The organism is Compostibacillus humi (assembly GCF_014637175.1).
In the GTDB taxonomy this organism is placed as follows: Bacteria; Bacillota; Bacilli; order Bacillales; family Amphibacillaceae; genus Oceanobacillus; species Oceanobacillus humi.
The window spans coordinates 41,017-54,195 of the sequence record NZ_BMEV01000015.1 but is presented as its reverse complement, the minus strand read 5'-3'; the positions used below and the strand labels follow the sequence as shown (position 1 = coordinate 54,195).

Sequence of the window (13,179 nt, the reverse complement as noted above, 5' to 3'; positions counted from 1 at the left end):
CTTCCTTCAGACATGACGGTCACCCCCCATGCCCTTGTCTTAAGCTACAGCTACTACTGCCTTCACTGTTCGGGACTTTCACCCTATAGTCTGCACCCATGCCGGGCACACCATGAAAGAACCAGGCAGCTGCTGTCCTGCCTGGTTTTGTCAGAGAATGATAGATTTACTCGTCAATATACAGCTTGTCCTGGGCAATTTCTTCCAAAGCCATGCCAACAAGCTTGTGAGATTTCGGATTTTCCACTTGCAAATCCTTCGTCTCGCTTAGCTGTCTTGCCCGCTTCGCAGCTAAAATGACTAACGAATATTTTGATTTCACTTTTTCTTGCAGCAAATCTATTGATGGTTCTAACATCATGCCTCATTCATCCTCCAATATTCTCTTATATTGCTTGGCAATTCGCTCGCGTTTTAAATGTTCTGCCTGAATAATTGCCTTAATTTTCTCAACCGCCTTATCTACACTGTCATTGACGACAACATAATCGTATGCATCCATCATATCGATTTCTTTTCGAGCTTCCTTCAGCCGGTTGATGACGAGTTCTTCCGATTCGGTACCCCTGTTTACAATTCGATTTTTCAATTCTTCCAAACTTGGGGGGAAAAGGAAAATAAACACGCCTTCAGGAAAATTTTCCTTTACTTGCATTGCACCTTGCACTTCGATTTCCAAAAAAACATCTAACCCTTTTTCTAACGTCTCTTCCACATATTTGCGGGGTGTGCCATAGTAATTATTGACATATTCGGCGTATTCTAAAAGTTCGCCGTTACGAATAAGCTCTTCAAATTCATTCCTCGTTTTATAAAAATAGTCTACCCCATCAACTTCCCCAGGACGTTTTTCCCGGGTTGTTACCGATATGGAATATTGCAAGTTCGTTGATGTTTCAAACAGCCTCTTCCGTACCGTTCCTTTCCCTACCCCGGATGGTCCCGAAAGAATAAATAATATTCCCTTCTCCTTCATGAAGTAAGTTCCTCCTAATTATGTACGTTTATTCTTCGGTGATTTCGTCGTTGCTGATTACCCTTTGACCGACTGTTTCCGGCTGCACAGCGGATAAAACAACATGGTCACTATCTGTGATGATTACTGCTCTCGTTCTTCTGCCATAGGTGGCGTCAATCAGTTTATTGTTCTCCCTTGCCACTGTAATTATTCTCTTAATTGGTGCCGATTCTGGGGAGACAATGGAAATAATCCGGTTTGCGGAAACTACATTTCCAAATCCAATATTAATTAATCGTAAACCCAAAATTTTTCCCCCTTAAATAATTCCTTCCTATGTATGCAGGAACCTCTTTATCTGTATATCGACCTATGGAACATACATCTGGATATCGTTTATACTATAGTATAAATAAAATAATGTGCATAATTCAACTATCTTTTTTCAAACCTGTTTTCCAGACTATTTCCCTCTACTCTTCATCATAACATATCGTAATCGTTATGAAAGACATTTCCCTTATTATCCTGTCAGTGCGGCGAAAAAAAGGAGCTGGCCATTTCCTGGAGGAAACGGCCAGCATCAGATAAGTTACTTTTTGAAGCCGAACAACACGGAAGGAATGGCGCTAATGGCGAGAATAAAGAGCCAGTCCCATATCGGCAAACTTATCGTATGGAAAATCGGCTGCAGCGGCTTCCAGTAGATGACGATGAGCAATAGTAAAATTGAGATGATGACTGCCATCACTAAATAAATATTTTCAAACGGATTCCGGGAAAAGATCCCCTTCTCACTTCGGCAATCAAAAACGTGAATAAGCTGGGCCATGACAAGGGTAGAAAATGCCATCGTTTGGGCATACACTAAATTTTCCGGATTATTCTGATATGCTGCAAGAAAGGCGAATAAGGTGACTAGCCCAATTAAAATACCCCTGGAAATAATCTTGCTCCCGAGACCCCGGGCAAATACTCCTTCCTTCGGATCCCGCGGCGGCCGGTTCATTACATCCCCTTCCGGCTTTTCCAGACCAAGGGCCATTGCTGGAAGGCCATCTGTGACGAGATTTACCCATAATATTTGGACAGGTACGAGCGGCAGAGGAAGGGCAAGTATCATGGCAAAAAGCATGACCAAAATTTCGCCGACATTCGATGCTAAAATATAGCGGATAAATTTTCTTATATTTTCATAGATGTTTCTGCCTTCTTGAATGGCGGCTTTAATTGTGGCAAAATTATCATCCATCAGCACTAAAGAAGATGCTTCCTTCGTTACGTCCGTTCCATTAATCCCCATTCCGATGCCAATATCACTTGCTTTAATGGCAGGAGCATCGTTTACCCCATCCCCGGTCATTGCCACAATATGTCCTTTGCTTTGGAAAGCTTGGACAATTTTTAATTTATGTTCGGGAGTTACCCGGGCAAAAACAAATGTATCGTCAATTGACTTTTCCAATTCATCCTTTGTCATCCGGTCGAGCTGATGCCCTTCCAATACGAGGCCGTCTTCCGGAAGCAAATGGAGCTGTTTTGCGATGGCTCTTGCTGTATGGACATGATCTCCGGTAATCATCACCGTTTTGATGCCGGCCCGCCGGCATTCTTCAATCGCTGCACGGACTTCTTTTCGGGGCGGATCAATCATGCCGTAAAGGCCAATGAAGGTTAAATCTTTTTCCAGAAAGGCATTCTCCAAAGGCTCGTCCTTTTTCAACGGCCGCATACAAATGGCGATAGTCCGGAGCGCCTTTTTCGTCATCGATAGCACCGCTTGTTCCAATTCTTTTCTCTTTCCATCCTGGAGCACCTTTCTGCCGTGTGCGTCGACATAATAATTGCACCGGGGGATTAAAACATCAGGCGCTCCTTTCGTAATGACAAATCTCATTCTGTTCTCATCTTCAACGACGACACTCATCCGTTTCCGTCCCGAATCAAAGGGCAATTCTTTAACAATGCAGAACTTCTCCCGGTCAATTGCTTTTAATCCTAATTTCCTTGCAGCAACTAATATTGCTCCGTCGGTCGGGTCTCCGTCAATAACATATTTTCCTTTTTTGATCATCAAGTTGGCATTGTTGCACAGCATTCCGTATAACAGCATCGATTCTAAATTAGGAAACCGGCGGTCTGTCTTTTTCCCGTCAATAAAAAAGTCCCCGTGGATCTGATAGCCGTCCCCTGTTACATATAAATGCTGACCATTGAGATACAGCTGCTTTACCGTCATTTGATTTTCTGTCATCGTCCCCGTTTTGTCGGAACATATGACGGAAGCAGTCCCTAACGTCTCGACGGCAGACAATTTTCGTACAATCGCCTTTTTCTTAATCATCCGCTGCACTCCGAGGGAAAGGGCTACGGTGACAATTGCCGGAAGTCCTTCCGGGATGGCTGCAACAGCCAAAGAAACCCCTGCTAAAAACATATCGTACAGCGGATTTCCTTGAATGACTCCTAAAACAACGACTAATGCGGTTAAAAGGACGGCAACGACAATTAATATTTTCCCTAACTCAGCTAACTTGCGCTCTAATGGTGTAGTGACTTTTTTCGTCGTCGTCATTAACGAAGCAATTTGACCCATCACCGTATTCATCCCTGTGCCAACGGCGATGCCAACTCCTGTTCCCCGTGTAACGAGCGTCCCCATAAAACCCATATTTACCTGGTCCTGGGCTTGAACCCCGTCCCTTGTAATTGCTCTCGTCTGTTTCATTACAGGAAGGGATTCCCCTGTTAAGGCGGACTCCTCCATCTCCAAACTGTTCGATTGGATAATCCGCATATCCGCCGGTACCCGGTCGCCGCTCTTTACCCGGATAACATCCCCGACAACTACCTCCCGGGATGAGATTTTTTCCCACTTGCCGTCCCTCAGAACGGTTGCCAGCGGGGCAGATAATTCTTTAAGCTTTTCCAACGATTTTTCTGCTTTTTGCTCCTGAAAATATCCGATAAACCCATTGACGAAAACGATAATCATAATAGCAATTGCATCAATATATTCCCCCAACAGTCCGGCAATTAGAGTAGCTGCAAGCAGCACAATCACCATGAAGTCTTGAAACTGTTTCAGGAAAATCAGCCATCTCGGCGTCTGTTTCTGTGCTTCAAGAATATTCCAGCCGAATTTTTTTCGTCGTTCCTGCACTTGTTTTTCCGTTAAGCCTTTGGCAGCGGATACGTGAAGTTTTTGTTCTACTTTTTCAACATCTAACTGATACCATTTCATCCCGATTCCTCCGCGATACTGTAATAATTGCTCTAGTAATACCTATGCATACTTGTCCATAAAAATGCTATAATGGCACAAAGAGGTGACAAACAATGCCATTTGACGGAATTGTAACGAGAGCGGTTACGAATGAATTGCAGGAAAAACTTTTGCCGGGGAAAATTACAAAAATCTATCAGCCGACAAACTACGATCTGCTTTTGACAATCCGCAGCAAGGGAGAAAATCACTCCCTCTTGCTGTCGGTACACCCGAGCTATGCCCGGTTTCATCTGACAGAACAATCCTATCAAAATCCGGCGGAACCTCCGATGTTCTGCATGGTGTTACGAAAACATTTACAGGGAGCAATCCTCGAACATATTGAACAGAAAGATATGGAGCGGATTGTCACCTTTACAATGAAAACGAGAAATGAAATTGGCGACATTAGCGATAAGCTGTTAATTTTCGAACTGATGGGAAAACATAGCAATATCATTTTAGTCGACCGGGAAAAGGAACAGATTGTCGACAGCATCAAACATATATCCTATGCCCAAAACCGCCATCGGGCCATTTTGCCTGGACAACCGTATATTTCGCCGCCATCCCAGAACAAACTCCATCCTTTGCATATCGATGAGGAGCAGTTTATTCGCCGGCTTGACTTTAATCGGGGCAAGCTCCATTTACAAATCGTCGAACAAGTGATGGGATTCTCGCCCTTCCTGGCAAAGGAAATCGTGGAACGGGCAAAACTCGGTTCTCCTGACATTTATGGGGAAAAATTTGCAGAAATCCAGCAGGAAATTGCCAGAAACGAATACGTACCAGCAATTTACCAGAATGGCAAAGAGGATTTCCACGTAATTCCGTTAACTTTCATAACCGGGAACATAAAAACATTTACATGTGTCAATGAGATGTTGGATACGTTTTACGCCAACAAGGCCGACCGGGATTATATCAGGCAGCAGGCAAAAGATTTATATCGCTTTATTGCCAATGAAAGGAAAAAAAATGAGAAGAAATTAATAAAACATCAACAGACGCTTAAAAAAGCGGAGGATGCGGAACATTACCAGAAGCTAGGCGAGTTATTGACTGCCCACCTTCACCTTGTATCCTCCGGAGATAAACAAGTTAAGGTAATAGATTACTATGATCCGGAACAGAAAGAAGTCACAATCGAACTGGATCCGCAAAAATCACCGAGCGAAAATGCCCAGCAATTCTTTAAATCGTACCAAAAACTTAAAAATTCGAAACGGATCGTAAAACAGGAGATAGAGAAGACGGAGAAAGAATTGCTCTATTTCGATCAGCTGCTGCACCAAATCGATGCCGCCGACTTGGATGATCTAGAAGAAATAAGAGAAGAACTGCAAGAGGAAGGCTATTTAAAGAAAAGACAGCGGGATAAAAAAGGCAAGAAAAAAACAGCTTTGCCTAAGCCGGAGACGTATAAGTCAAGCGACGGCACCATCATTTTAGTCGGAAAAAATAATAAGCAAAACGAGTATTTAACGATGAAATTAGCAAGACGGGATGAAATTTGGCTCCATACGAAGGATATTCCCGGCTCCCATGTCATTATCCGTTCCACAGAGCCAAGTGAAAAAACGCTATTGGAAGCTGCCCAGCTGGCAGCATATTTCAGCAAAGCAAAACAATCCTCTTCGGTGCCGGTCGATTACACCAGGGTCAGACATGTCAAGAAACCGAAGGGTGCAAAGCCTGGCTTTGTCATCTACGACCAGCAGAAAACGGTCTTCGTCACGCCATCAAAAGAATTGGCTGATTCCCTAAAAATCAAAGCATCGCAAAAACGATGAAATGAGAGAAGGTTCCAGACCCATGAAGCGGCTGGAACCTTCCAATATTTTATGTTAAAAAGGTTTTGGCTAACATAATGTCAATAAATTTATCCACTTGCGGCAGACGCCTTGCTACTTCCTGGAAACAAATCCAAGTATCCCTCGTTACAGGCACTCCATTTACCTCCAAGGGAAGATGAGGATATTCATCCATCATCGAACCTGAAACACTTTTTGGCAGCACCGCCATACCGATCCCTTGTTTCATAAATTGTTTGCATGTTTCAATCTGATCTACGGTTAACATCTTCAGCGGTTTAATGTGATCCTGATGATGGTATAGCCACTGGTCAACCAATTCATGCATGCTATCGTCACTATTAAAGGAGATAAGCGGTCTTTCTTTTACTCTATCATTTGGAAATGGCTCTGTATCAAAAATATATAAAGGATCGGCAAATAAATGAATACATTTTGTTTCCTTCAATTTTTCACCGCGGATAATACAAACATGATAGTTTTTATGATCCCTTCGAATATCTTCGCTAATCCCGGTTACTAAGTCGATCGTTACTTTCGGGAATTTTTCCGTATATTCGCCAAGGATGACCGGCAAAAAGCGCTGGCTAATAAGGGAGGAACAGGCAATCGACAACGTTCCTTGAATTTCATCCTGATTCATCGCCAGATGATTAAAGAGGCTTTTTTCCACGTCAATAATCTTTTTAGCATAGTTTAAAATGATTTCGCCGCTTGGTGTCGGTATTAGCCGTTTTGGAGTACGAATAAAAATTTCTTCACCAAAATAATCTTCAATATATTTTAATCTTTGGGTTACCGCCGGCTGAGAGATAAGAATCGTTTTTGCTGTACCACGAATCGTTCCGACTTCATTTAGTTTTAAGAGCAGCTCATAATCTTCTATTTTCAATGTAATCACCTATCATCGATAGTATCAGACTTTTTTAATTATAGCGAATCTGCACGTTCTTCATCCATTTAATTGCTCTCGCCATGTAACTAATGCCTTCCATTGCTCCTTACCAATGCTTCCCTTTTCTTTCAGCAGGGAAATGCATTCATCATAATTGGTAATCGCAGTGTAGATTAAATCGGCAGCTTCAAATTGATATTTTGCCCGATCTAGCCCGTAGGAAAAGATAGCAAGCACTCCAGCTACTTCTGCCCCTTCCTTTCTTAGTGCAAGTGCTGTTTCAATGGATGAAGTGCCGGTGGAAATTAAATCTTCAATTACAATAGCTCTTTGCCCTTTTCTGAACGTTCCTTCGATTTGATTTTTTTTGCCGTGCGCTTTTCGTTCTGACCGGACGTAAACAAGGGGAAGGTCCAATTTCTCTGCCAGCCATGCTGCATGAGGAATTCCTGCCGTAGCACAGCCGGCGATGAAATCCGGGCGGACGTCCATTTCCTCAATCATCTGTAAAAATGCGCCAGTTATTTTCCTGCGTATTTCCGGATAAGACATCGTTAGCCGATTATCACAATAGATAGGGGATTTTATTCCCGATGTCCAGGTGAAAAATTCATCCGGATTAATTTGTACCGCCTGAATTTTCAATAAGTCATGAAGGATTTCTTTGGACAGATTTTTCACAATTCCCACTCCTTTATCATCGTCTCGTACATCTGTTTCGGATTCTCCGCCTCTGTAATCGTTCTGCCGACAACGAGGATGTCTGCTCCCTTTTCCTTAGCGATTGCAGGGGTCGCAATCCTTTTCTGATCATGAGTTGCACTTTTTTCCGAGCGAATGCCAGGGGTGACCGTTAAAAATGATTCCCCGCATGCCTTTTTTATTTGTTCTGCTTCATGAACGGAACAGACAACACCGTCCGCCCCATTTTTTTGTGCCAGGCAGGCGAGATGCACGACATTTTCTGCTAAAGAGCCTTTCATGTTCAATTCTCGTGTCATTCGTTCTTCATCCATAGACGTGAGCAGCGTAACCGCAAGCAGCTTCGTATCCATTCCCCCGCTTGAAAGTCCTTCTTTCGCCCGTGCAATCATTTCCCCTCCGCCAAGGGCATGCACATTAACGAAATCTACGCCGAGTCTGGCAATATTTTTCATTGCCCGATAAACCGTTGTTGGAATGTCATATAATTTTAAGTCCAGAAATATCGGACAATCCATTTCCTTCAATTTTTCGATGATCATCGGACCTTCGCGGTAATACAGTTCCATTCCGACTTTCACCGGAATTTTTTCTAGCTCATGCTTTCGCAAAAACTGCTCGGCTTCTGCCCATGTCGGAAAATCGAGTGCAAGAAACAGCTTGTTCATCGGTTCACCGCCTTTCCGATTGCCTCTTCTACTGTATTAAAACCATATTTTTGCAATACTTTAGGCAGTTCTTCGATTATTTCCGGGCAAATGCAGGGATTTTGAAAATTAGCCGTGCCGATGGCTACCGCACTGGCACCTGCCAGCAAAAATTCGACCGCATCTTCCGCACTGGAAATTCCCCCCATCCCGATAATAGGAATGGAAACGTGGGGATACACTTCATAAATCATCCGAATTGCTACAGGTTTTATTGCCGGGCCGGATAAACCGCCCGTATTGTTCGCCAGGAGCGGGCGCTTTGTCGGCAAGTGGATTTGCATCCCTGTAATCGTATTAATCATGGACAGACCGTCAGCACCGGCCTCTTCTGCCGCCTTTGCCATGGAAACAATATCTGCCACATTCGGAGACAGTTTCACAAACACCGGAAGATGGGTGGCTCTTTTTACCCTTTCTGTCACTATCTTTGCCAACTCCGGATCCTGCCCAAATTGAATCCCGCCCTCTTTTACATTGGGGCATGATATATTCAGCTCCAGCGCATCTACTTGGCCTGTAGCGCTAAGTTTCTTTGCCACTTCTTCGTATTCTTCAATCGTCGTTCCTGCCACATTGGCGATAATGACGCTGTTAAACTGGGAGAGAAAGGGAAGCTCATCCCGAATAATGTTATCCACTCCTGGATTTTGCAGTCCGATGGCATTTAACATGCCGGACGGCGTTTCAGCAACTCGGGGCGTAGGATTGCCAAGTCGTTTTTCCAAAGTTGCCGCCTTCATGACAATCGCCCCAAGTTTATTCAAATCAAAAAACTGGCTGTACTCCTTGCCAAATCCAAAGCAGCCGGAAGCAGGCATAATCGGGTTTTTTAATGTTAAACCGGCCATATTCACCTGTAATGAAGTCATAGCAGTACCTCCCCTGCTCTGAAGACTGGACCGTCGGAACAAATTTTTTTGTAACCTTCCTCCGTATTTGCTTCGATGATACAGGCATAACAAGCGCCAATGCCGCAGCCCATCCGTTCTTCCATCGAAATAAATCCGGGCACGTCCTCTAATTGTTTCGTTACCGCCTTTAACATCATTAATGGACCGCATGCAAAATAAGTGTCGTAAAGCTTGAACCGGTGCAAGACATCGGTAACAAATCCCTTTTCTCCGTATGAACCGTCATCCGTTACAATAACCGTCTCCCCCAGTTTCCGGAATTTTTCTTCGTAAAAAACATATTCCCGGGACTGAAAACCAAGAACCGAATATACTTTCACGCCTTGCGCACAGAAATGTTTCCCCAGGCAGTATAGGGGCGGAACGCCAATCCCTCCGCCGATCAATAATACAGCATTGCTGCCATTCTCATCCGCCGGAAAAGGATTTCCGTTTGGACCGATGGCATCTAGTACGGAACCGGGGGGCAATGTTGCCATAAGTTCAGTTCCTTTTCCCGTCACTTTAAAGATAATCGTGACAGTTCCACTTTCTTTATCTATAGCTGCAATGGAAATCGGTCTTCGGAGTGTATGGCCTGGAAGCTGAAAGTACAAAAATTGACCAGGCTTTGCCTTTCTAACTGCATTCTTCGTTTTCAGTACCATCTCTACCGTGTCCTTTGCAAGCGGACTAATAGAGAGAACGGTCATTTTTTCTCTTTTCATTACGCCTTCACTGCCCCTTTTCCTGTTATTGGCTGAACGTGTAACACGTTGGAGTCAATTACTTTCAAAATGGCCTTCGCCGTATCGAGGTTTGTCAGGCATGGAATACCGTGTTCAGCCGCATGTCTTCGGATCAAAAACCCGTCCGAGCGGGGCTTTTTCCCGGAATTTAGCGTATTAATGACAAACTGAACTTTTCCTTCTTTAATAATGGATAAGACATTCGGCTTTTCCGTCCCGACTTTGTCTACTTTTTCCGCCCGGATACCGTGCTTATGCAGTACGTTGGCAGTACCTTCCGTTGCATAAATATCAAAGCCAAGGCGGTAAAAATGTGCTGCAATATCCAGCATTTCTACCTTATCCTTGTCAGCTACCGTAACTAAAACTCCTCCTTCATCCGGCACTTCAATATTTGATGCGATGAGGCCTTTGTACAATGCTTTTTCCAATATCCGGTCATAGCCGATCGCTTCCCCGGTTGATTTCATCTCCGGACCGAGAAACGTATCAACGCTACGCAATTTTGCGAAGGAGAAGACGGGAACTTTTACAGCTACTCCGCCCACTTCGTCCAGCAATCCTGATGAATAGCCCATATCCCTCAACTTCCTGCCTAAAATACATTTCGTAGCAAGATTTGCCATCGGCACTCCCGTAATTTTGCTGAGAAAAGGGATGGTGCGGCTTGCCCGTGGATTTACTTCCAATACATAAACTTCTTCGTTTTCAATAATAAATTGAATGTTAATTAATCCTTTCACTCGCAATGTTTCTGATATTTTCTTTGCGGCTTCAACAATTTTTTGCTGCTGGTGTACATTAATTTGCTGAGGCGGATAGACCGCAATGGAATCTCCTGAATGGACGCCGGAACGTTCAATATGCTCCATTATTCCGGGAATAATTGTCGTTTCACCGTCACTAATCGCATCTACTTCTGCTTCAATCCCCGTAATATACTTATCGATTAAAATTGGATTGCTTTGGACGGTTTCATCCAGTTTATGGAAATAATTCCGCAGTTCTTCCAAGGTATAGACAATTTCCATGTTACTGCCGCCGATAACGTAAGATGGACGGACGAGCACTGGAAAACCAATCGATTCAGCTGCCCTTTCTGCTTCTTCAATTCCGAAGACTCCCTTCCCTTTCGGCCGCAAAATGGAGAGTTCATCGAGCAATGTTTCAAAACGGTCCCGGTTTTCTGCCCGATCGGTGGAATCCAAACTCGTACCGAGGATGCTGACCCCCCGCTTTTCCAGCCCTTCCGCCAGATTAATTGCTGTTTGACCGCCAAACTGGACGATGACTCCTTCTGGCTGTTCCAAATGGACGACGTGCATGACATCCTCTACCGTTAACGGTTCAAAATATAGTTTGTCGGCAACGGAATAATCGGTGGAAACCGTTTCCGGGTTATTGTTGATCATGATTGCTTCATAGCCCATTTCTTTAATTGCCAAAACAGAATGAACGCTGGCATAGTCAAACTCAATTCCTTGGCCGATGCGAATCGGTCCCGATCCGAGGACAAGGACTTTCTTTTTACCGGAATGGATTGGCTTCTTCTCCGCTTCATACGTGCTGTAGCAGCAAGGGACCTGTGATGCTCCGGCCGATGTTTTCGTATCCGCATATTTATATCCTGGTACAATCCCCGCGGACAGCCGTTTTTCATACACTTCATCTTCTGTAATTTCCCAAAGCCGGGCAATTTGCCGGTCGGAGATACCGAGTTTTTTCGCCTGACGTAATATTTTCATCGAATTTTTATTTTCTTTCACTTTTTCTTCAAAACGGACAAGCTCTTCAATATGGGAGAGAAAATAACGGTCTATTTTCGTATGGCGAAAAACTTCATCTATCGTAAATCGTCGCCGAAAGGCCTCTCCGATGACGAAAATGCGTTCATGGTCTGCTTGCTTCAGCCGTTCAACAATTTCTTCCTCGTCCATTTCTTCCAGCGCTTCATTCCATAATTCTGTTGTGCCAATCTCTAACGAACGGATTCCTTTAAGGAAGGATTCGGCGAAAGAATTGCCTATCGCCATCACTTCTCCCGTTGCTTTCATCTGTGTTCCTAATCGTTTATCAGCTTTTGTAAATTTATCAAATGGAAACCGGGGAAATTTCGTCACGATATAATCTAATTCCGGTTCATAATACATATTTTTTTTGTCCGTTACCGTATCGTTTATTTCATCGAGTGTATAGCCGACAGCAATTTTGGCTGTAACTTTCGCAATCGGATATCCGGTTGCTTTTGATGCCAGGGCGGAGGATCGGCTGACCCGCGGGTTGACTTCAATGACATAGTAATTGAGACTTTCCGGATCCAAGGCTAGCTGGACGTTGCAGCCACCTTCAATTTCCAATGCCTGCACGATTTTTAACGATGCGCTTTTTAAAAGCTCTAGTGCTTCACGCTTTAAAGTTTGGGACGGGGCAACGACGATGGAATCGCCGGTATGTATACCGACAGGGTCAATATTTTCCATGTCACAAACAATAATAGCCTGATTTTTTCGATCCCGGATGACTTCAAATTCCACTTCTTTCCAGCCGCTTATATTTCGTTCAATCAGACATTGGTTCACTCGGGAATTGTTCAATCCGCTCTCGGTTACTTCCCGCAATTCCTTTTCATTGCGGCATATTCCGCCGCCCGTCCCTCCTAAAGTGTAGGCAGGACGGACGATAAGCGGGTAACCGATTTCTTCAGCAAATTGTACTGCTTCATCCACCCTATGGACTATTCTGCTCTCTGGCACCGGTTCACCAATTTTCTTCATTAATTCACGGAACTTTTCCCGATCTTCCCCTTTCTCAATGGATTCAAGAGAGGTGCCTAACAGCTTCACATCATATTTATCCAATACTCCTTCTGTTTTCAGCTTTAGAGCCAGATTCAGCCCGGTCTGCCCGCCCAAAGTTGGAAGCAGGGCATCCGGACGCTCCCGGGCGATAATTTTTGTTAAGAACTCGACCGTTAACGGCTCCATGTAAACTTTGTCGGCAACTGCCGGATCCGTCATAATCGTCGCCGGATTGGAATTCACTAAAAGAACCGTATAGCCTTCTTCCTTTAACGCTTGACATGCTTGAGTTCCTGAATAGTCAAATTCGGCTGCCTGACCAATGATGATCGGACCAGAACCGATGACGAGAATACTGCTAATCGATGTGTTTTTCGGCATGGATACCCACC

At 44.1% G+C, this 13,179-nt stretch carries 11 protein-coding genes; 1 reads left to right on the top strand and 10 read right to left on the bottom strand.

The features are described 5' to 3' along the window. Positions 1-166: 166 nt before the first annotated feature. The 4 genes from rpoZ to IEV18_RS05775 form a co-directional block, all read right to left on the bottom strand. Positions 167-361, bottom strand: coding sequence for a DNA-directed RNA polymerase subunit omega (gene rpoZ / locus IEV18_RS05790; protein WP_188391438.1), 195 nt, complete (start codon positions 359-361; stop codon positions 167-169). A gap of 3 nt (positions 362-364) precedes the next feature. Continuing rightward, positions 365-976 (bottom strand): guanylate kinase, encoded by a 612-nt coding sequence (gene gmk, locus IEV18_RS05785; protein ID WP_188391437.1) that lies wholly within the window; start codon positions 974-976, stop codon positions 365-367. Between the two features lie 28 nt (positions 977-1,004). Then, a complete protein-coding gene (gene remA / locus IEV18_RS05780) occupies positions 1,005-1,265 on the bottom strand; it encodes an extracellular matrix/biofilm regulator RemA (protein WP_188391436.1) in 261 nt (86 codons plus the stop codon). 285 nt (positions 1,266-1,550) lie between these two features. Beyond that, positions 1,551-4,202 (bottom strand): cation-translocating P-type ATPase, encoded by a 2,652-nt coding sequence (locus tag IEV18_RS05775; protein ID WP_188391435.1) that lies wholly within the window; start codon positions 4,200-4,202, stop codon positions 1,551-1,553. A 95-nt stretch (positions 4,203-4,297) separates the two neighbouring features. On the opposite strand from IEV18_RS05775, the gene IEV18_RS05770 reads away from it, so the two are divergent. Beyond that, positions 4,298-6,022 carry an Rqc2 family fibronectin-binding protein gene (locus IEV18_RS05770; RefSeq protein ID WP_188391434.1) on the top strand — a complete coding sequence of 575 codons (1,725 nt, stop codon included), beginning with the start codon at positions 4,298-4,300 and terminating at the stop codon, positions 6,020-6,022. A gap of 49 nt (positions 6,023-6,071) precedes the next feature. On the opposite strand, the gene IEV18_RS05765 is transcribed toward IEV18_RS05770, so the two are convergent. From IEV18_RS05765 to carB, 6 genes are read right to left on the bottom strand one after another with little or no spacing between them, the layout of a single operon-like run. Further along, positions 6,072-6,935, bottom strand: a complete 864-nt coding sequence (locus IEV18_RS05765) for a LysR family transcriptional regulator (protein WP_188391433.1) — start codon at positions 6,933-6,935, stop codon at positions 6,072-6,074. Between the two features lie 60 nt (positions 6,936-6,995). Next, positions 6,996-7,619 (bottom strand): orotate phosphoribosyltransferase, encoded by a 624-nt coding sequence (gene pyrE / locus IEV18_RS05760; protein ID WP_308421545.1) that lies wholly within the window; start codon positions 7,617-7,619, stop codon positions 6,996-6,998. After that, a complete protein-coding gene (gene pyrF, locus IEV18_RS05755) occupies positions 7,616-8,308 on the bottom strand; it encodes an orotidine-5'-phosphate decarboxylase (protein ID WP_188391432.1) in 693 nt (230 codons plus the stop codon). The genes pyrE and pyrF overlap by 4 nt, the downstream gene beginning before the upstream one ends. Then, complete coding sequence (locus tag IEV18_RS05750) at positions 8,305-9,219, bottom strand: dihydroorotate dehydrogenase (protein ID WP_188391431.1); 915 nt, start codon at positions 9,217-9,219, stop codon at positions 8,305-8,307. The genes pyrF and IEV18_RS05750 overlap by 4 nt, the downstream gene beginning before the upstream one ends. Continuing rightward, complete coding sequence (locus tag IEV18_RS05745) at positions 9,216-9,968, bottom strand: dihydroorotate dehydrogenase electron transfer subunit (RefSeq protein WP_188391430.1); 753 nt, start codon at positions 9,966-9,968, stop codon at positions 9,216-9,218. The genes IEV18_RS05750 and IEV18_RS05745 overlap by 4 nt, the downstream gene beginning before the upstream one ends. Then, the gene (carB, locus tag IEV18_RS05740; protein WP_188391429.1) at positions 9,968-13,168 is read right to left on the bottom strand and encodes a carbamoyl-phosphate synthase large subunit; all 3,201 of its coding nucleotides are present in this window, start codon (positions 13,166-13,168) and stop codon (positions 9,968-9,970) included. The genes IEV18_RS05745 and carB overlap by 1 nt, the downstream gene beginning before the upstream one ends. Positions 13,169-13,179: the final 11 nt, after the last annotated feature.